This is a genomic window from Acinetobacter sp. A1-4-2, from assembly GCF_040233925.1.
Lineage (GTDB): Bacteria > Pseudomonadota > Gammaproteobacteria > Pseudomonadales > Moraxellaceae > Acinetobacter.
In genome coordinates, this window is record NZ_CP157981.1 from 842,251 (window position 1) to 863,456 (window position 21,206).

At 41.6% G+C, this 21,206-nt stretch carries 15 protein-coding genes and 1 pseudogene; 9 read left to right on the top strand and 7 right to left on the bottom strand.

Features of this window, described 5'->3' with window-relative positions; all coding sequences use genetic code 11:
• Positions 1-206: 206 nt before the first annotated feature.
• Positions 207-410, bottom strand: coding sequence for an amino acid transport protein (locus tag ABJ384_RS04090; protein WP_166167563.1), 204 nt, complete (start codon positions 408-410; stop codon positions 207-209).
• Positions 411-629: 219 nt separating this feature from the next.
• On the opposite strand from ABJ384_RS04090, the gene def reads away from it, so the two are divergent.
• The 4 genes and pseudogenes from def (at position 630) to ABJ384_RS04110 (ending at position 4,555) form a co-directional block, all read left to right on the top strand.
• Positions 630-1,109 carry a peptide deformylase gene (gene def, locus ABJ384_RS04095; protein ID WP_349929006.1) on the top strand — a complete coding sequence of 160 codons (480 nt, stop codon included), beginning with the start codon at positions 630-632 and terminating at the stop codon, positions 1,107-1,109.
• A 359-nt stretch (positions 1,110-1,468) separates the two neighbouring features.
• Positions 1,469-2,401 (top strand): GGDEF domain-containing protein, encoded by a 933-nt coding sequence (locus tag ABJ384_RS04100; protein ID WP_349929008.1) that lies wholly within the window; start codon positions 1,469-1,471, stop codon positions 2,399-2,401.
• Positions 2,402-2,687: 286 nt separating this feature from the next.
• Positions 2,688-2,909 (top strand): annotated as a pseudogene (locus ABJ384_RS04105) (DUF559 domain-containing protein); the annotation flags it as partial.
• A gap of 74 nt (positions 2,910-2,983) precedes the next feature.
• Positions 2,984-4,555: a DUF2971 domain-containing protein gene (locus ABJ384_RS04110; protein ID WP_349929010.1), complete on the top strand. Its 1,572-nt coding sequence runs from the start codon at positions 2,984-2,986 to the stop codon at positions 4,553-4,555.
• 55 nt (positions 4,556-4,610) lie between these two features.
• Here the strand turns inward: ABJ384_RS04110 and metH are convergent, their stop codons facing one another.
• Positions 4,611-8,300: a methionine synthase gene (metH, locus tag ABJ384_RS04115; protein ID WP_349929012.1), complete on the bottom strand. Its 3,690-nt coding sequence runs from the start codon at positions 8,298-8,300 to the stop codon at positions 4,611-4,613.
• Positions 8,301-9,081: 781 nt separating this feature from the next.
• Between metH and ABJ384_RS04120 the strand changes: the two genes are divergently transcribed.
• Entirely contained in the window at positions 9,082-10,701 is a 1,620-nt protein-coding gene (locus tag ABJ384_RS04120) for an inorganic phosphate transporter (RefSeq protein WP_349929014.1), read from the top strand.
• A gap of 323 nt (positions 10,702-11,024) precedes the next feature.
• Here ABJ384_RS04120 and ABJ384_RS04125 read toward each other — a convergent pair whose 3' ends face one another.
• Positions 11,025-12,575 (bottom strand): hypothetical protein, encoded by a 1,551-nt coding sequence (locus ABJ384_RS04125; RefSeq protein WP_349929016.1) that lies wholly within the window; start codon positions 12,573-12,575, stop codon positions 11,025-11,027.
• A gap of 233 nt (positions 12,576-12,808) precedes the next feature.
• The gene (locus ABJ384_RS04130) at positions 12,809-13,426 is read right to left on the bottom strand and encodes a rhomboid family intramembrane serine protease (RefSeq protein WP_086195945.1); all 618 of its coding nucleotides are present in this window, start codon (positions 13,424-13,426) and stop codon (positions 12,809-12,811) included.
• Between the two features lie 158 nt (positions 13,427-13,584).
• Here ABJ384_RS04130 and nfuA point away from each other — a divergent pair, with 158 nt between their 5' ends.
• Complete coding sequence (nfuA, locus tag ABJ384_RS04135; RefSeq protein WP_086195944.1) at positions 13,585-14,223, top strand: Fe-S biogenesis protein NfuA; 639 nt, start codon at positions 13,585-13,587, stop codon at positions 14,221-14,223.
• 101 nt (positions 14,224-14,324) lie between these two features.
• Here nfuA and ABJ384_RS04140 read toward each other — a convergent pair whose 3' ends face one another.
• Together ABJ384_RS04140 and ABJ384_RS04145 are read right to left on the bottom strand one after the other, a co-directional pair.
• Complete coding sequence (locus ABJ384_RS04140) at positions 14,325-15,332, bottom strand: hypothetical protein (protein WP_349929018.1); 1,008 nt, start codon at positions 15,330-15,332, stop codon at positions 14,325-14,327.
• A gap of 15 nt (positions 15,333-15,347) precedes the next feature.
• Complete coding sequence (locus ABJ384_RS04145) at positions 15,348-16,301, bottom strand: alpha/beta hydrolase (RefSeq protein ID WP_349929706.1); 954 nt, start codon at positions 16,299-16,301, stop codon at positions 15,348-15,350.
• Between the two features lie 384 nt (positions 16,302-16,685).
• Here ABJ384_RS04145 and ABJ384_RS04150 point away from each other — a divergent pair, with 384 nt between their 5' ends.
• Positions 16,686-17,300, top strand: coding sequence for a carbonic anhydrase (locus ABJ384_RS04150; protein WP_086195941.1), 615 nt, complete (start codon positions 16,686-16,688; stop codon positions 17,298-17,300).
• A 28-nt stretch (positions 17,301-17,328) separates the two neighbouring features.
• On the opposite strand, the gene ABJ384_RS04155 is transcribed toward ABJ384_RS04150, so the two are convergent.
• The gene (locus tag ABJ384_RS04155) at positions 17,329-17,958 is read right to left on the bottom strand and encodes an arylesterase (RefSeq protein ID WP_349929020.1); all 630 of its coding nucleotides are present in this window, start codon (positions 17,956-17,958) and stop codon (positions 17,329-17,331) included.
• A gap of 11 nt (positions 17,959-17,969) precedes the next feature.
• On the opposite strand from ABJ384_RS04155, the gene ABJ384_RS04160 reads away from it, so the two are divergent.
• Both ABJ384_RS04160 and ABJ384_RS04165 read left to right on the top strand, forming a co-directional pair.
• Complete coding sequence (locus ABJ384_RS04160) at positions 17,970-18,698, top strand: ABC transporter ATP-binding protein (RefSeq protein WP_349929022.1); 729 nt, start codon at positions 17,970-17,972, stop codon at positions 18,696-18,698.
• 1 nt (position 18,699) lies between these two features.
• Positions 18,700-21,180: an FtsX-like permease family protein gene (locus tag ABJ384_RS04165; protein ID WP_349929024.1), complete on the top strand. Its 2,481-nt coding sequence runs from the start codon at positions 18,700-18,702 to the stop codon at positions 21,178-21,180.
• The last annotated feature ends 26 nt before the right edge of the window (positions 21,181-21,206 follow it).

A 21,206-nucleotide genomic window follows, 5' to 3' on the forward strand; every position in this document is an offset into this window, starting at 1 on the left:
TCAACTGAAGGGCTTTTTTGTACTTAATCTTTAACCAGATAACTCAATAAAATCACTTTTCATGTTCTCACGCAGTCTGCCAATCATCTTGTAATAATACGAATCAAGCCTTTGCATGATGATAGCTGTCTTTATATATTAAACGCATCGGGACGCTCAAAACTCACGGCATTTTCATTTTGTAAATAAACATGATTTATCGCTCATTAAAGCCGGATAAAATAGGGGGCAATAGATAGAACAACACCGATTGTGGTCAATAGACCAGTACTTTCTATAAAATAAGGGAAAATCATCAGAACCAAGCCACAGATCCAGGGCATGACCGCTTTTTGCTTTTTCCCATACAAAAAATAGCCTAAGCCTATAGAACTAAAAAGCACACCGAGCAGGAGTTGGGCAGTTGTCATATTTTTTATTGATAAAGAAATTTGGCAAATAATAATCAGGAAAAATTAAAAGGGGCTTAAAAGTTTGAGCATTTCGAACAGCATAAATCATTCATAAATGTGCAATAGAAAGTTTAAAACTGAATATCACCCAGCACATTTTGGGGTTAATATTTCTATAGAATTTTGAATTGAAAAAGATAGTGATTCTGGCGTTATCGCTGGGTAAGGAAAAAATAGATGAGCACCATTTTACCTGTGGCACAGCGTGGTGAAAGCATTTTGACGTTAACAGCGGCAGAAGTGGCAAAGACTGAGTTGAATAGTCCTTGGCTAAAAGAACTTGCAGAAGCCATGCATGCCACCATGTTGGCACGCAACGGGGTAGGGATTGCAGCCCCTCAGGTCTATGTGTCAAAACGGGTCATTATTGTGGCTTCACGTCCGAACCCGCGTTATCCCGATGCACCTGAAATGGATGCGCTGGTGATGGTAAATCCTGAAATTCTAGAAAAATCTGAGTTGACGGTTTGGGGCGAAGAGGGCTGTTTAAGTGTACCGGATGAACGTGAGCAAGTCGCTCGTGCTGAAAGCATTAAGCTGCGTTATTGCACTTTAGAGGGTACAGTGGTAGAAACGACCTTGAGTGGTTTTCCTGCCCGAATTGTGCAACATGAAGTGGACCATTTGGATGGAGTGCTGTTTATCGACAGGATATAAGCATATATTGTTTGTTTTTTGTACTTTTGGTATAATTTTGAGCTAATAAAAAATCTATAAATTATAAAGATACAATAACGAACATGAAATTTTTTAGAAAAATATTCAGGCTGACTTTTCATTCCTGGGGCAGAGCCAAGTTTCATTTATTTGAATCCGATAATTTAATTATTAACTGGTCCAATTTTGACAAGGGCATATTGCTCTGCTTTTTTGGAGCGTTTTGCCAAGTCAGCGCGATTAAATGGTATCTGTTTAGTTGCTATTCAGAAGAAAATCGGGTCTGGATTAATCATGACTTTTTTTTCGTCCGTATTAGTACGGTAGTCGCCACCTTAATTGTTTTTATCGGCATGATTGTGCTTAGTCACAGATATAAACACAATGCAAAATTCCGTCAATTCATTGCCTATTTTTCACCGGTGTTTTTTGGTGCCGTGATGATTTATGCAGGCTATACCGTGGGTATGTTTAGTCCTGCAACCATTGCCGGTTTTGTCAATATTGTGCTGATTGGCCTGGTCTATTATTCACGTAAAATGATCTATGGCATCGCCCTTTTTGCTTCTATTTTTACTGTTATTATCAGCTATTTAACTTTTAATGGGGACATTCGCTATGCACCTGTGTTCAGTGATACCCTGACGCATAGCGAGTTTTATCATAATCCGTTCTGGATCAAAAGTATGGCTGAGGTCTATCTCCCTATCTTGCTCACTTCAATTTTATTTTTTGAAATTTTGCTCTCGCAGTGGCGTCGTCGTGAAATGAAGATTAAGAAAATGAGCCAGACCGATGCGCTGACCAATGTATTTAATCGTCGTTATATTGGGGAACAGCTCAGCACCTTGGAAAGCAAGAAAAAAGCGACTTACGCCGTGGTGTTGCTGGATTTGGACTATTTTAAAAAAATTAATGATGATTATGGTCATGAAACCGGAGATGCTGTTTTGCAGCGTGTAGCCACCATTTTATGTACCACAACGCGAATACAGGATGTGGTGGGGCGTTTTGGTGGTGAAGAGTTTATCCTGATTTTAAAAGATCAAAATTTGCAGCAGGCAATCGAGATTGCAGAACGTTGTCGCAAAATTATTGAACAGGAAGAATTTGAGCTGGAAACCGGGAAAATTTTAAAAACCAGTGCCAGTTTTGGGGTAGCCCTTTCTCAGGAAAATGCCAAAAAAGAATACATCATTCGTATGGCAGACCGGGCCTTATATCTGGCTAAACAGAAGGGGCGCAATCAGGTGCGGAATTATTTAGAGTTAAACTTAAAGCCTGCTGTTTAAGGTTCTGTTTCTCGGTTGTTTGCGTACTTCGTTTTTTTAAGGGCGATGAGGCATTATTTGAATGTGGTGGAGATAAAGCTGAAATCTTGTTGAAAGAATACCTGCACCCGGTTTGGTCTGAAGAAAGAACTGAATATATTCGATTCTTTTATGGGGAAAGGATTATTTTCAAGGCACCTCTCCCTAACCCTCTCCTAAAAGGAGAGGGAATCTTATTATGAAAGCCAAGTAATTATTCAATCGGATGACGCTCCCTCTCCCCGTGGGAGAGGGTTGGGGGGAGGGCAATTTTTACTGTCCTACTGCAAATTTAGTGATTGAGTGTGATGGCAGTCAGCACTTTACCAATGAAGCATTAGAAGTAGATCGACTGAGAGGTGAAGTTTTGGCACAGTTGGGATTAATAGTATTGAGATTTGATAATGGGCAGGTGATAGGGCAGTTGAATAATGTAGTGGAATGGGGTTATCAAAGTTGTAGATATGGAACTCATAGAGATTATTTCTAATTAAGAGCAGATTACTTATTGATTTTTTTGTATATACTTTAAATAAGTTAGTAACATTAAAAAGATTTTTATAAATGAAAGAGAAGTATTTAGAGCTAAGTTCACTTTTTTTTATGTACTTATATGAATTTGACAGAATTTATAATAAAAAACAAAATAAAAGTAGCTTTATGGGAGAGGATTTTTTTGAAAGGGGATTTCTTGATTTAGATCAAAAAAGTGTTGAGATAATTAATGAAATTAAATCAAACCTTATTAGATTAGAGAACGAATATCAGGATTATGCGATTGATGAAAAGTGTACTAGTAAAAATTTGAAGAAAGAGATTTTTGAAAGAAAAATTAAAAAAATTACTAATGAACAAAGGTTTTTTGAGAATTTACGCCTTTTTTCAATTCTTATATATTCTGTAACTCAAATTGAATCAAAAGAAATAAATAAAAAGGTTTTTCAAGAGATAAATAAAGAAGTTGTAGAGTCTAATAATATTTTTTTGAAAATTTTTTATAAAGTAATCATTTTGAAAAACTATGAAAAGACTTTCGAATTACCTGCTAAATTAGTTAATGATCTTTTCAATTTTGATGTCTTTTTAACTACGCTTGTACTTTCCGATGAAGCTCTAAATTTAGATCTCAAACACAATATTAATATTAGTGAAAGTGAAAAAATAGAAATTTTAAAATTACAAATTTTATTGATTTTAACTTTAAGTAAATTGGTTGTACGAAATGATCAATTAGAGCGAAAAGTTGCCCATTACACCACACTAGATATAGGAACAAAATTAGCAACTAATTCAACTATGATTAGATTGAATTCAATAGATTTTATGAATGATCCTAAGGAAGGAAAGATATTAGGCGAGTTTTTAAATTTAAAAAGTGGATTTGATGATAATCCGCATATAAATACTTTTTTATCATGTTTTACATTTAATCATAATTCGCTCAATCAGTTTAGATTATATGGGAATACTGAAAGTGTAGAGTGTTCCGGCATGAGTTTAGTTTTTGATATGAATTTCTTTTCAAATGGCTTTGATTCTATTAGAACTGAAAATGATATTTATGATAAGTTACCATTATTTAGATGTATTTACTTAGATCCATTTACGGGATTTTTTGAAATAGCTAGAAGGAATAGATTTACTTTTTATCAGGAGTTTAAGGATAAAAGAACAGCAGAAAGAAAATGGAATAAATACTATAAGAAAATTAATAATATTGAGCATGATATAAATATATATTTTAATAATATTAAAAATATTTTAGATGATATTTACAATGAGAAAAACATAGAAATAATTAAAATTATTAATAATATTTTAAAACCCCTACATTTCTTGATGAAGCATTTTGCATTCCAAGAGGAACAAGAGTGTAGAGTGATGAAAGTTGAGGACATTTCGAACTCTGAAGTAATGTTTGATATTAAAGCTAATAAAAGCTTTATTGAGTATAAACTGGATTGTAATAAATATTTAAAAAACATATATTTGGGGCAAAAAAGTCGACTAAACCATACGCATCTTATTAAGAAGATAGTTGATGCTAAAGGTAAACTCCCACAAGTAAGGGTATCTGATAATCCTTTTAGATCCGATAAAAAAGATATTATGTATAATTCTGAAAAAAATGAGTAAATATAAAACAAAAAAATCCCCTCACTAGAGGGGATTTTTATTGACTTTAAACTAATTACTGAACTGAATCATCCAAATTCGGCGCTAACCAGCGTTTTGCCTCATCCAAAGTCCAGCCTTTACGTTTCGCATAATCCTCAAGCTGATCGCCTGCGATTTTACCCACGTTAAAGTATTGCGACTCAGGGTTCGCATAGTAGAAACCGCTCACTGATGAAGGTGGCCACATTGCAAAACTTGAAGTTAAGAATGTACCAATTTTGTCAGTAGAACCCAACCAGTCAAACAATGGCGCTTTTTCAGAGTGTTCAGGGCATGCAGGGTAGCCCGGTGCTGGGCGGATACCGACATACTTTTCTTTAATCAACTCTTCATTGCTTAAAGATTCAGATGCTTGGTTACCCCAGAACTCTTTACGAATACGCTCGTGCAAATGTTCCGCAAAAGCTTCAGCAAAACGGTCACCTAAAGATTGAACTAGAATCGCAGAGTAATCATCGCCTTTGGCTTTGTACTCGTTCGCCATTTCTTCGGCACCGAAGATCGATACAGTGAAACCGCCCAAGTAATCTTCCGCCACGCCTTTAGGCGCAACAAAGTCAGCCAATGACAAGTTCGGCTTGCCAGTCACTTTGTCAGACTGCTGACGAATGTGATGGAAAGTATGTGTTACCGATTGACCATCTTCGCTATACACTTCAACCGAATCAGCAGCTGAACGGTTGGCAGGGTAAATACCAAACACAGCACGTGCATCAAAACGTTTATTGTCGATGATGTCTTTCAGCATTTTCTGCGCTTGTTCATACAAGTCAGTCGCTGCTTCACCCACCACTTCATCTTTCAGGATGGCAGGGAACTTACCTGCCAAGCTCCAGGAAATAAAGAATGGTGTCCAGTCAAAGTATTTAACCAAAGTTTCCAGAGGATAATTGGTCAGTGTTTGCGTACCAATGAAGTTTGGTTTCACAGGTGTATGGGCTGCAAAGTCAATTTTCAAGCCATTTTCCACCGATTCTGCATAAGACAGTTTGGCTGCTTTCGGCTGTTTGTTGGCAATACGTTCACGCACTTTTTCATATTCAGCACGGGTTTCTGCCACAAAGGCAGGTTTCATCTCTTTAGATAGCAGGGTGGTTGCTACACCCACCGCACGAGATGCATCGGCAACGTAAATCACTGCATCATTTGAATATTGCGGATCAATTTTCACCGCAGTATGCGCTTTCGATGTGGTTGCACCGCCAATCATCAGCGGTACATTAAAGCCTTTACGCTGCATTTCTTTGGCAACGAAGACCATTTCATCCAAAGACGGGGTAATCAGGCCAGAAAGACCGATGATATCAACCTTCTCGTCAATAGCCGTTTGCAGAATCTTCTCGCACGGTACCATCACGCCAAGGTCGATGATGTCATAACCGTTACAGCCCAATACCACGCCAACAATGTTCTTGCCGATATCGTGCACATCGCCTTTTACGGTCGCCATCAACACTTTACCTTTAGACTCACCGCCTGATTTTTCTGCTTCGATGTACGGATTCAGCCAAGCTACGGCTTGTTTCATCACGCGGGCAGATTTCACTACTTGCGGCAGGAACATTTTGCCTGAACCGAACAGATCGCCGACCACGTTCATGCCGTCCATCAGTGGACCTTCAATCACATCCAGCGGACGTTTTGATTTTAAACGCGCTTCTTCGGTATCTTCATCAATAAAGGTGGTAATACCTTTGACCAAAGCATATTCAAGGCGTTTTTCAACTGACTCGTTACGCCATTCAAGGTTTTCAACGGCTTTTTGTGCACCGGCCTGACCGCGATATTGTTCAGCCACTTCAAGCAATTTTTCAGTCGCTTCCTGACCGCTTTCACCCTGGTTCTGGTTCAGGATCACATCTTCAACCGCAGCTTTCAATTCGGCAGGGATGTCATCGTAAATTGCCATTTGACCAGCGTTTACGATCCCCATGGTCATGCCTTGCTTGATGGCATGGTAAAGGAATACCGAGTGAATGGCTTCACGAACAGGCTCGTTACCACGGAATGAGAACGATACGTTGGACACGCCACCGGAAATCATGGCATGCGGAAGGTTCTGTTTAATCCAGCCGGTCGCTTCAATAAAGTCCACCGCATAGTTATTGTGTTCTTCAATACCAGTTGCCACAGCAAACACGTTCGGGTCAAAGATGATGTCTTCAGCCGGGAAGCCGACTTCATTGACCAAAACATCGTATGAACGCTTACAGATTTCACGTTTACGTGCGGCAGTATCGGCCTGACCATCTTCGTCAAAAGCCATCACGATCACGGCTGCACCGTACTGACGGCAAAGGCGTGCTTTATGGACAAACTCGTCATAACCTTCTTTCAGGGAAATCGAGTTGACGACCGGTTTGCCTTGTACGCATTTCAAGCCCGCTTCAATGATTTCCCATTTAGATGAGTCAATCATGATGGGTACACGTGAAATTTCCGGTTCAGAGGCGACCAGATTCAGGAAGTGCACCATTGCACCCTGTGAATCGAGCATGCCTTCATCCATGTTGATGTCGATGATTTGCGCACCGGCTTCAACCTGCTGCTGTGCGACTTCTAATGCTTCAGCAAAGTTTTCTTCACGAATCAAACGCAGGAATTTTTTCGAACCGGTGACGTTGGTACGTTCACCGACGTTGACGAATAAGGATTCTTCTGTGATGTTAAATGGTTCTAAACCGCTTAAACGGCAAGCTGGTTTGGTTTCAGGAACCTGACGTGGCTTGATGTCTTTTACCGCATTGGCAATGGCGCGGATATGATCCGGTGTGGTACCACAGCAACCGCCAGTAATGTTGATTAAACCGCTTTCGGCAAATTCTTTCAGGAAGGCAGCAGTTTGTTCCGGAGTCTCATCATAACCACCGAAGGCATTTGGCAAGCCTGCGTTTGGATGGGCAGATACGAATACATCGGCAACGTCAGACACCGTTTTTACGTGTGGACGCATGGCATCTGCACCAAGAGCACAGTTAAAGCCAATTGATAACAAGTCACCGTGACGAACCGAGTTCCAGAACGCTTCTGCGGTTTGGCCTGTTAATGTACGGCCTGAAGCATCGGTAATCGTTCCTGAAATCATCAATGGCAATTCATAGCCAATCTGGTTAAAGACTTCTTTTACTGCAAAGATCGCCGCTTTACAGTTCAAGGTATCGAATACGGTTTCAATCAGCAGAATATCTGCACCGCCTTCAATCAGCGCATGCGCCGCTTCGATATAGTTTTCTTTTAATTCATCAAAGGTGATGTTACGGAAAGCAGGGTCATTTACATTCGGTGAAATCGAACAGGTACGCGATGTCGGCCCAAGTACACCGGCAACAAAACGCGGTTTGTCTGGGGTTGAATATTTTTGGCAGGCTTCTTTGGCAATACGTGCCGCTTCACGGTTAATTTCCGGAACCAGATCTTCCATGTGGTAATCCGACATAGAAACACGTGTACCGTTGAAACTGTTGGTTTCAATAATGTCGGCACCCGCTTCCAGATAAGCTTCGTGAATACCCTGGATAATGTGCGGCTGGGTCAACACCAAAAGGTCATTGTTGCCTTTCAGGTCAGATGCCCAGTCAGCAAAACGCTCACCACGGTAGTCAGCTTCTTCGAGTTTGTGACGCTGAATCATGGTGCCCATCGCACCGTCGATAATCAGAATCCGTTGAGCGAGCAGCTCTTTTAGGGTGGCAAGCGTGGACATAAATAACCCCAATCCGGTGGAATATAAAATCGGCAAATATATTAACAGAATTCAATCCAGTTTTATTGATATTCGCAGGCCAGGGGCACGCACTATATATTAGGTTGTTGAATAATTAGACATATTTGTTGCCAAGTATAATGAGGGTCTGTTGACATTTCATAAATGGCTTGCGTTGTAGGCTAAAATTGAGCAGACAAGGAATGAAATGCAAAGAATGGTGGTTCCATTTTTAAATTTCATGACGAAGTCTGAGATAATTTTAGCCACAACCTGAGCCAGAACAAAGCACTGCTTTGTTTGCAGCGCAAGGCGCAGCTGGGAACTAGAGTATTTTTTGATGCTACGTCATTGTGAACTACGCGCATTTAGAATGACTAAATTCCGTATTTCACGCCTCGTATCCTCTAAAAAATACTCGTAGTCGCAAACATAGACGAATTGTCAACAGATCCTAATATAAATGCTTGGAATGCTTAACGAATTTGTCATATTAATCAGGCATGATGGAAAATGGGCAATAGGCAGGAGCAAATATGACAATAAATATGAATTTATATCAGATAAGCTGAAACATTGATTTTCAAAATAAATAACAGTGAATTATGTATTCTAACCAATTGATTTATTTTATTAAAGTGAAATAATTTGATAGGTTTTGGTGAGTGCATAACAGTAAATAAAGTATGAAAAACTGCTTTATATGACAGCTCTTTGTCATATAATTGTCACAATTAAATTGAACAATAAGGGGATTTTATTATCCCTTTGAACCGTCTGCATGAATTCTAATATTCCTCCCGTCCAAGATCAGGTGCCATCAGCACCAGCGAAATCGACGAATGTGCATGTTGCTACACCGAAATTTTTTATGCCGGTGTTTCTCACGGTTATTATTTCAACTTTAGTGTATATCGGTTTTCAGCTTTCGACCGATTTGGCGCATGTGCCAGCATTAAGTTTATATTCCGTTATTCTTTTGGCGACTGCTTTATTAATTGCTTTAGGCTTTGAATTTGTTAATGGTTTTCATGACACGGCCAACGCAGTCGCAACTGTTATTTATACCAATGCCTTATCTGCACCTGTAGCTGTCATGTGGGCAGGCTTCTGTAACTTCCTAGGGGTAATGGTGGCAAGTGGTGCTGTCGCTTACGGCATTATTGCTTTATTACCTGTAGAACTGATTATGAATGTCGGTTCTGGCGCAGGCTTTGCCATGGTTTTTGCCATGCTGATTGCTGCGATTCTCTGGAATTTGGGTACCTGGTTCATGGGTATTCCGGCATCAAGCTCACATACCCTGATCGGTTCGATTTTAGGTGTGGGTATTATGAACTACCTGCTTCATTCAGGTGCTGGCGCAAGCGGCATAGATATGGAACAGGTGATGAAAGTAGGCAAAGCACTGCTGTTTTCTCCGCTGATCGGTTTTGCTTTTGCTGCTGTCCTGTTTTTACTGGTGAAAAAAATCTTCCGTAAACAGTTAGAGCTCTTTCATCCGCCTGAAGGTAACAAGCCGCCGCCACCTTTAATTCGTGCAATTTTGATTTTCACCTGTACTGGTGTGAGTTTCGCGCATGGTTCAAATGACGGTCAAAAGGGCATGGGCTTGATTATGCTGATTTTGATTGGTTGTGTGCCCTTGGCTTATTCTTTAAATAAGAATTTAGACAGTGCACATATTCAGTCTTTTGAGCAATTGTCTCAGCAAACGGCTACTGCTATTTATCCGCAGCATGAAAATATTACGGATGCTCAGGCACGTGCTGTCATTACCAAATATATTCAAACCAAAGAAGTGAACCCTGAAGTGGTTCCTGCTTTAGCAAGCTTGACAAATCATTTGGGCGAACGTGTTGCCAAATATGATGATATTCACACTATTCCAGAGGCTGAAGTTTCTGCGATCCGCAATGATATGTATCTCAGCACGACTGCATTTAAGCGTTTAGATAAAGCTGAGCAGCTTCCTGAAATGTCAAAAGATCAAAGCAAGTTAGTTAAAGAATATCGTAAAAATTTGGATTCATTCCTTCAGTATATTCCAACTTGGGTGAAAGTGGCTGTTGCCTTGGCATTAGGTCTGGGTACGATGGTGGGCTGGAAACGTATTGTGGTCACTGTAGGTGAACGTATTGGTAAAAACCATATGACTTATGGTCAAGGCATGTCAGCCGAACTTGTTGCGATGACTACTATTGCTGCAGCAGATGGTTTTGGTATGCCTGTATCGACAACACACGTTTTGAACAGTGCAGTTGCAGGTACCATGGTAGCCAATAAATCAGGTTTGAATTTGCAAATGGTGCGTACGATTTTATCGGCATGGGTCTTCACTTTACCAGCGACCATCTGTTTATCTGGTGGTTTGTACTGGCTATTCTTACAGTTCGTTTAAGACTTCTGTTAGAAACAAAAAACGCTGCAATTGCAGCGTTTTTTGTTTCTAATGAATACTTGGTTTTTAAAAAAATAAACTCTTTCTGGATGAGCAGAACTAATCATCTTTTAAAAAGAGAGAAATTCCTCATCCCTTTGGGATGAGGAATATATTCCGTAAGAGGTGGAGGGTTTTATTAATATATGTACCTTTTAGTACAGTAAAAAATGACTTCTCTCTTGCGTACTCAGAATATATTCTCAGGATACTCTCATCTTAGAAGGAGATGGACTAAAACGAGAGGACAATAAAAATATTCATCAAGAGAGAAAAATCTACCCTTATTTCTTAAATTTGCCTAACACTCGCTTAATCGGAAATTTTTCGTTGGCAAAGCCATACAGTGCGGCAAAAGGCAGAGCAGTGCGGGCCAAATAAGGCACACGCCACAATCCGCCATGGTTGGCGCCTTTCATCATCAGTTCCAGCGGATGATCCAGATGGGTTTCTGGATTGGCAACCGACTCTGGATGACGCAGGTCATAAATCCATAAGGCAGCCATTAAAGCATTGGTGGTTTCAGGGCTAAACGATTCCACATCGAACAGGCTTGCACCATTGAAGGCCGCTTTCAATAACGGATTTTTGGTCACTGAATGGGTTGTAGTAGACGGCGCAATATTGATACTGACCCGTTGTCCATAATGACGCGCCAGTGTTGCACGCCACTGCTGGATCCGTTTGGCCAAAGCATAGTTTGGGCCTTGCTCGACCACCAGACAGTCCGCAATGCCATATTCCTGACCATTGTCGGAAGGAATGAGCATATGTAGATTCTGCTGGAAAAAGCGCTTGGCGGTAACGGCTGAAATGCCTTTACTCATAAGCTGCCGGACTTTGGAACGACATTGGAACTTGTCATAAGATGCTTCAACGACTTCCTTCGGAATGGCATAGACATCGGTTGGCGTGCACATGAACATCAAACTGGTATCCGATTTTTGCTCACTGACATATTCCATGATGCTGTCCATGGCCATGGCAACACGGACATGCTTTTCACCATCGAGATAGGCAATGGCAGCCAGGTCAAGCTGACGTTCACTTTGGCTTAACCAATGGGCAATTTCAGGAGTTTGGGTGAGCAAATCTGCACCTAATTTTTCTTTCAGCACTGTGCTTGAGGTATCTTCTGCCAGTTTTTCCGTGCAAGGTGCATAAAGTGTGGCGTTGCCTTGCTGAATGGTGTTGAGGATTCTGTCCCATACCCGGGTATTGGGTAAATCTACCGCGACAATATTGGCTTTCCAGCGTGCCAGCCAGGTCAGCGGACCCGCTTCAGACCCTGCACCAAATAGCACCATGGTACGGTCAGAAAGATCAAACCATTCCGGATGTGCCTGTGCTGTACGCAAGGCATCTGCATGGCTGCATTCGATAATGCCTGCATCTTGCCAGATCTGGATTTGATCCAGTAAAGCCTGGCCTTGTAATTTTTGCCCTTTATAAGGGACATACCATTCCGGTGCAGCATCACTTTCACCTTTGAGCTGAATGGTATACAAGGTGGCGGTATCGACATCTTTCATGATGTCTTTCAATAAATAGCGTTGACCATCACGATAAAAGTCAAAGCTATGATGGGCTTTATGCAAGCCTTGTTTGGCAATAGTAATAGAGTTGTTGATGGTGTGAATGCCTTGTTCCACCAAGGCCTTGAAGTAAATCGGATAGTTCTTGCGCCAATTTTTTTCGGCAAGTGCATACATCGATGACTTGTTGTCGACTATAGACAGGGCTTCAGCAATAATTTCTTTGCCTGTTTGTGAGGTACTGGCCTTTTTGCTGGTGGGATTAATCGGGAATTGAAGACCATTTAATGAAGTGGACATGCAAAAGATCTCTTTTTTTTGCGCATTAATATACAGATGTCTACATTATCTATGCCAAATTGATTTGAGGGGTAGCATTTAATGACAAAATTATGTAAATATTCTTTTAGCAATAAACAATAAAAAAGGAGCATTGCGCTCCTAAATAGTTAAATGTCAGCAATACGCCTTATTGAGCAAACCTGCAATTTTTTAAGAATATATGTAGGGTGATTCTATCCTTCTCAGTATCCTTAAAAAGGAAATTGCATCAATTTATTCAAAAAGTGGCCAATCAGCCGTGGTTCAATAATGATGGTCATGATTACTCCATAAGCCGCGCCCCATAAATGTGCACTATGGTTGATATTGGAATTGCCGCGTTTACCCGACCAGATGCTATAAGCGACATACAGCACGGCAAAAATAATCGCCGGTACGGGAATAAAAAACACAAAGATCAATTTCCACGGTTCAAACAGAATATAGGCAAACAGGACAGCAGACACTGCCCCGGAGGCACCCAAGCTGGCCCAGCGATGATCATTTTTATGTTCTAAATAACTTGGAATAATTGCTGCAATCAGCCCGCCCAAATAAAACAGCACAAAGCCTAGATCGTACATATATTGCCGATAAAAACTTTCAATCACGCTGCCAAAAAAGAACAGGGTAATCATGTTGAATAACAGGTGAGTCCCATCTGCATGCACAAAACCATGGGTAATAAAACGATCATATTGTCCACGCTGCATCGCGGGTGGCCAGAAAATGAGTCGGCTCATGACTTTCTGGTTTGAAAACGCAATCAGCGAGATAATAACGGTAATAAGAATCAGTGTAACGGTATGGTTAAAAGGTAAATCCAACATAAAAGCAAGTTCTACATTTCAAAATTTATCGTTCATAATGCCATTAAATGGCAGCTTAAGTGGAACTTTCACAATAAATCCGACAATTTTAGTTGAATTTATGAAATTACCCCGCATCTTCAGTTAAAATGGACACTTCAGCTTGAGGAAAAATTGTTATGTCGACTGAGAACACCAGCACTGCAGTTGTAGAAGAGATTCCAAACTTATTGATTACTCCGACTGCTCAAGAGTATTTAAAGGATTTGTTAGAAAAGCAAAACACACCTGGCATTGGGGTGCGTGTTTTTGTGGAAAATCCTGGTACGCCACGTGCTGAATGTTGCATGGCATATAGTGCACCTGATGAAGTTGTGCCAACCGACTATAAACAGGATTACCCGGATTTCCCGGCATTTATTGATACCCCGTCAATTCCGTATTTGCTGGATGCTGTAATTGATTACAATAAAGACCGTTTTGGCGGTCAATTAACCTTCCGTGCACCTAATTCAAAAGTACCACGTGTCGGTCCGGATGCATCGGTAGAAGAACGTATCACTTATGTACTTCAGTCCGAAATTAACCCGGGACTTGCAGGACATGGTGGTAACTGTGCACTGGTTGAAGTGGTTGAAGATGAAGAGCACGGTTTAACTGCAGTACTGAAATTTGGTGGTGGTTGCCAGGGCTGTTCATCGATTGATTTAACGTTGAAACAGGGTGTAGAAACCACCTTGAAACAGCATGTTCCTGAATTGATGCGTGTGGTTGACCAAACCGACCACAGCAACACCGAAGGTGCTTATTTCAAATAAGACCGAATAATTTCAAAAAATAACCTCCAGAATGGAGGTTATTTTTTATATGGGGGGTAAGAAAGCTACATCATGCGACTTTTTTATTTATATAGTTCTTATTAAGCATCAAGATTTAAAATTTTCTGTGCGCTTTCGGCATAATAGAATTTCTCTAAATAGGCTCTGGCACGTTCACGTAGATAGGCAGATGAAACCAGTTTTTGCACGACAGGTGCTAGCAACTGCTGCAATGCGTGTTGAATCAGGGCTTCATCAATATTCAGGTCTCGCAGTAATAAATCAAAAGGGCGTTCCTGATTGCGGATATACCAAGCATAGACACCATCATGAACCTGCTGTTTCAGGTAATCCGTTTGACGGATGTGATCCCAGATTTCATGGCCTAAATTCACCGTGTTACCGAGATCCTGAACTTCAATATAATTTTTCAGTACCGTTAAAGGCATATCCTTGATTTTATGCCAAAGGTTGGCTTGGAAATGATAGAGCTTTTCATTATCAAAGTGCTGATTCAGAACATGCTCACTCATTTGGCTCAGTTTTAAAATATTCTTTTGCAAATAATGTGCAATGGTTTCATCCAGATTTGAATCGGTCACGGTTTCTAACACCGATTTGCCCATTTTCATAAAACGCGACACGCCAGGCACCCGTTTGGCCATGACTGAATTATCCATATAGTCTTGAATGGAGTGCTGAATGAGCTGGGTAATCATGGCGGAAAAAGCAGGATTATTGACCACCTTTTTAATCAAGCGTTGACGGTGATCACTTTTGCCCGCGACATATTGGGCAATTTTGTCGATGGTTAAAACCGGAATGACATCCGCTATTTTAGTATCTTTATTAAGCGGATGAACCAAGGCAAAACGCAGATGCTCAGCGATTTGTTCAATCAAAAAGCTACTCGCTGGCGTGGCTAAAATCTGCTTTTGCAAAAGTGCATTAATTTGCTCAAAGGACCAGATCTGTTGCAGTGGCTGTTTTCTAAACCATTGATAAAAATTCAGGAATTCAGTTTCAATCGTGGCAGTATGTGAAAACTCTTGTTCTAAAAAGTCAAGATGAGCTTCAATTAACTGCTCAATCATCGGATGTTTTTGCATACTGTCTCGAAAAAATTAATTTAATGGAATAAGTTTATCCGCAAGCGGGTTTTTCATCTTCTGGGTTTTGGCAAGAAAAGGTAAATAATGTGCTGCTACTTCCTGTTCTGCTTCCAAAATTGGCATATGTCCCACATTGTTAAGAATGACAGGAGCTTCAGCGCGTTTCAATAACGATTTTAATTCATTTGCCACTTCAACATTAATAATCTTGTCCTGTTTACCCCAAAGAATCAGGGTAGGTGCTTCCACCGTTCGAGTAAGGCGGGCAAAGGATTCTGGCGTATAAATGCGGCTTAGTGCCACCAGCTGATCAATCAGTTTGCCATTCTTTGCTGCCTGAGTAATCAGGTAGTTCTCTTGGGCAGATTTTACAGCCTTAGGTAAGCTGGGTGGATTTTGCATGACCCGATGCATCACCTGTTCCAGATCTCCAGGTTTGGACACAATCAGCTGTTTCAGGGTCAGTGGATCTTTAGAATAACGGGTATTGGCTTGGGTATAAATACCGGCGCTATTAAGCAAAAACAGGCTTTGCGTATCAAACGGATATTGTGATGCATACACAGTGGCAATCGATCCACCCAGGGAATGTCCGGCCACATTCAACTTATCTTCGACATCAATGGCTTCGACAAAACGACGCAAGTTTTCTGTTACATTGGGTACAGAAGCATCAAAATTTTCAGGTGTTCTGGTTTCACCATTATTAGGTAAGTCGGGAATCACCACATGATAGTAAGGCGTTAAAAAATGAGCCACCCGATTCCAGTTGTCCCGATTTCCGGCTAAACCATGAATGAGCAGAATGGTCGGTTTTTGCCGTGAACCCCCTTCATTATAGGCCCAGCTAATCTCACCGACTTTAATGGTTTTAGCTTTTAAACCCGCTTCACTGCGCTCCTGGATCAGATAGTTTTGTAAATTTATTTTTTCTATATTCACTTTATTGTTTTGAGCCATAACCATGCCTGTAAAACAGCAGGCACTCACCAAACAGAGGTTGCGTACAAATCGAGCAAAATTTGAAGCAGGCTGTGTCATTGACGATCATCCTTGAAGACTCATGACGATAATATTTATAAATCGGGAATAAAAATATTTAATTTCAGACAGCATTTAATTTTTTTAAAATGTCTGTAGTTTATTGTAAGTATTATTAAAGAAATGTCACTGAATTGTTTTTTGAACTCGGTAACCTGAAAGCTTTAAAAATGTGAACCGGGTCATTTTTTGAAGCTAAATAAAAATATTTTCTCAGGTCATTATAAACTGTAGAGCTATGTTTTTTGCAAGTGACTTTCGGTTTTGATGGCATTAAAATATTGCAACTTAAAACATTGGAAGACCAGCATGCTAACAGCAGAAGAAGCTTTGGATCGTTTAAAAAAAGGGAACCAGCGTTTTGTAAACGGTGAAACAACCCATTTGAAGCTTTTGACTCACCAACAGCGCGCAGAAATGGCCGAAAGCCAAGACCCATTTGCGATTGTTTTAGGCTGTTCAGATTCCCGCGTACCGGCTGAAATGGTATTTGATCAGGGGCTGGGTGATTTATTTGTTATTCGTGTCGCGGGTAATATTGTTGCGCCATCTCAAGTGGGAAGTGTCGAATTTGCAGCAGAAAGCTTTCATTGCCCCGTAGTGATCGTATTGGGTCATACCCACTGTGGTGCCATTCATTCGACCATTGATGCCTTGACCAATCCAGCAGCTCCACCATCAGCAAACTTGATGTCGATTGTCAACCGCGTACGTCCTTCAGTTGAAATTTTAATGCAGACTGAACTTAAAGATGATCTGGATAAACTGTCTAAACATGCAGTACGTTCCAACGTTTTTGCATCTGTGAATCAGTTGCGTCACGGGTCTGCGGTATTGGAAAATCTAATTGTCCAAGGCAAATTAAAAGTAGTAGGTGCAGAGTATTCACTTGAAACGGGTGAAGTGGTTTTCTTTGATTTTTAAGTAAAAAGCATGATTCATAAAAGGCGCTTTATAAAGCGCCTTTTATATAGGGATAAGCATTGTTCAACAAGATGCTTTGGGCAGATGCATTGGGATGAACCAGATCGGTTTGCATCAGGTCTTTTTTGCCAGCAACCCCTTCTAAAAAGAACGGCAACAATTTTACCTTATATTGTTGACTGACAATCTTATAATTTTTCTCAAAGGCCTTGCTATAAGCTGTGCCGTAATTGGGCGGGATTTTCATTCCAAAAACAATCACTTTTGCTTTTGCCTTTTGACTTTGCTGCACTAAAGTTGCCAGATTTTTTTGAATCAACAGCGGTGGCTGACCGCGCAAACCATCATTTCCGCCCAGTTCAATCACCACAATATGTGGCTTATGTGTTTGCAGCAATTTCGGTAAACGCGCCACAGCACCACTAGTGGTTTCACCGCTGACACTGGCATTGACCACTTTATGCTGTTTCGGATACTGTTGGTCTAGACGTTTCTGTAATAATGCTACCCAGCCTTGCCCTGCCTGTAGGCCATAACCTGCACTAATACTGTCACCCACAATCATAATGGTTTTCGCAGATGCCATGACCGGGCTAAGACCCAGACTGAGCATGGCCAGGCAAGTCCATACAAGAGTTTTCAGATTGCGATTTTGCATATAGGAATTTTATGACCTACGTTAATAGCGACCATTCCATCATGCCACAAGTGATTATCTCTGCACAGCAGCTTAGCCAAAAGATCAAATTTGCCCAAAAAGAGCTCAGCATTTTTGAAAATCTAAGCTTTGATATTTATCGTGGTGAACAGGTAGCGATTACCGGAAGATCCGGCTCGGGTAAATCGACCTTGCTGGGTATTCTGGCCACGCTGGATCAGGCCAGTTCAGGAACATTGCAGGTATGCGGGCAATCGATTGGTGAATTGAATGAAGAACAGCGTGCATTGGTGCGCTTAAAAAATATCGGTTTTGTGTTTCAGTCCTTTCAGCTGCTACCGCACTTAACGGCGGTTGAAAATGTTATGTTGCCGCTACGCTTACAGCAAAATTTTAACTTTGCTGCAGCGGAAAAAAAGGCTTTGGCCTTGCTGAAAAAAGTCGGCCTGGAACGTCAGGCCATGCAAACTCCCAAAGTCTTGTCTGGTGGTGAGCAGCAAAGGGTAGCGATTGCCCGTGCCTTAATCAGCGATCCACAAATTATTTTTGCCGATGAACCGACCGGTAATCTGGATGCGCAAACCGCCAAGGAAATTGAACAACTGTTGTTTCAGCTGAATCGTGAGTTTGGTACCACGCTGGTGCTGGTCACTCATGATTCAACATTGGCCCAGCAATGCCAGCGTCATTTTGAGTTGCGTGATGGCCATTTGATCGAACATGGCTCGGGAGAGAACTGAAATGAATCGATTATTTCGGCCCTTGTTGACCCAGAGTTTTAAAAGTACGGGGGTTTATCTGCTGATCATTGCCTTGACCCTGGCGATTAGTGCCACCACTGCACTGAAATTTAGCAATGAACAGATTCAGAATGCCGTAGCCTTACAGGCCGCAGAAATGCTGGCAGCTGACCTGGTGCTGAGCGACAATCAGCCGCTGGAACAAAAGTGGCAGAATCAGGCCAGACAATTAAAACTGCAACTATCTCAAGTCACCGCTTTCAGTTCAATGGCGCGTACCGATGATCAATTTGTCATGGTCAATGTCAAAGCCATCGATCAGGCATTTCCCTTACGCGGCGAGCTTCGGGTGCTGCCCCAGGTCAAAACCATCCAGTCCGGTGAGGTCTGGATGAGCCCACGTGCTATGGATTTATTGCATGTTAAATTGGGTGACCAAATCAATATTGCAGATGGCCAGTTTAAGATCACGGCAAAAATTGTACATGATTCCAATCAGGAACTGGGCTTTTCCGGTTTTTCACCGACGGTAATGATTTCCCGTAACGACGTCGCCAAAACCAATGCCATCCAGGTCGGTAGCCGTGCCGAGTATCGTTTGTTAATGGCGGGTGATCCCGAGCAAACCAAGCAGTTTGAACAAGATTTTAAGCAACAGCAGCACGCGACCTTGCCGAAAGCAGCACATGATGCACCAACGCAGGATGAGCAAAATAGCCTTAGGTTAAGAAATGCCAGCGAAGGCAATACCCGTTTAATGAAACCGATTGCCAATTTGGATACCTTCCTGCAACTGAGCAATATCTTGACCATTTTGCTGTGCGGGATTGCGATTGCCCTGACCAGCCAGCGCTATGTGCAACAAAATCAGGACAATATTGCATTGATGCGTTGTATCGGTGCGACACGAGGCCAGATTCTCAATGCCTATCTTACCTTGCTAGCCGTGGTTTTGCTGGTCGCCATGCTGATTGGTAGTTTGGCTGGGGTAGCTTTGGGTTACGGTTTGCTGCAATTGATGCTGCAACTGATTCCAAATTTACAGATTGCATTTTCAGCAGGAGAGATGCTGCTGGGACCATTACCGATTGCTATGCTGACCAGCGCAGTGGTGCTATTGGGATTCATTGTACCCAGCTTATGGCAATTGCTCAATACCCCGCCGATTCGGGTCATTCGCCAGCAGGAAAAGTCAGTACAATCCATGCTGTGGATGTTAATCATGGGCACAGCCAGCTTGGCATTATTCAGTATTGTGCTGACTGAAAATATCGTGCTCACTGCCTGGGTAATGGGAGCAATTGTATTGCTGTGTACACTGCTCTATGTGTTGATCTGGGGCTGTTTAAAATTCATCAAAAACCTGAAAGGGGTAATTTCAGCCTATGTGCGGGTGCCGTATCAAACCGCTTTTCAAATTACAGCCTTGGCACTTGGCCTGAGTCTGATGACCGTGTTAACCGTGTTGCGGACAGATTTGCTGGAACGTTGGCAGCAGCAATTGCCTGCAGGCACACCGAATCAGTTTGTGTATGGTCTGCCGCCGTTTGATATGCCAGCCTTCAAAGCTCAGATTAAGCAACATGGCTGGCCAAGTACGCCTTTATATCCCAATATTCGTGGCCGATTGGTGGCGAAGAATGATCAGCCCTTTGCAGCAGATCTGGTCAAAAGCAACAATTCTTTACGCCGTGAACTGAATTTAACCCAAACCACCGAATATCCGGCTGACAATATCATCGTGCAGGGTGCGGTAGCCTTGAAACATCCCGGTGAGGTGTCAGTTGAAGCCAAAATTGCAGAGGAATTGGGCATCAAAATCGGCGATCAGTTGACTTTCAGCCTGCCAGAAGGATTGATTCAGGCCAAAGTAGTGAACTTGCGCAGTGTGGAATGGGAAAGCTTTAGTCCGAATTTTTTCTTTATTTTTGCCCCCAAAACTATGGATGAAAATGCGGGTAGCTATTTAGGCAGTTTTTATGTACCGGAACAGGATAAAAACCAGATTGTTGCGCTGATTCAGCAATTCTCTAACACCGTGTTTATTGATGTCAGTCTGATTCTGGATGAGGTCAAACGTCTGGTGAATGTGCTGGTACAAATTGTTACCATTCTGGCACTGTTGGTCAGTGTTTCGGGTATTCTGGTGTTAATAGCCTGTTTAAACCTGTTGATGGATGAGCGTAAACGTGAAGTGGCTTTACTACGTTCATTTGGCAGTTCCAAACAAAAGCTCAAGCAGATGATGACCCTAGAAATTGGTTTTATGGGATTCATGGCAGGAATCGTATCTTGCCTGTTTGCCGAAGTCATCAGTGCCATTGCCAGTTATAAAATGAATCTGCTGATTCAGCCCCATTGGCAAATCTGGCTGATTTTACCCATACTGATGACGCTACTGTGCGCGCTGATTGGACGTTATCGTTTGAGTTATCTGTGTGATATTCCGCCACTGCAAAGTTTACGTGAGATGAATCAATAGCAGATTCATCTTCAGTAGACAAAATT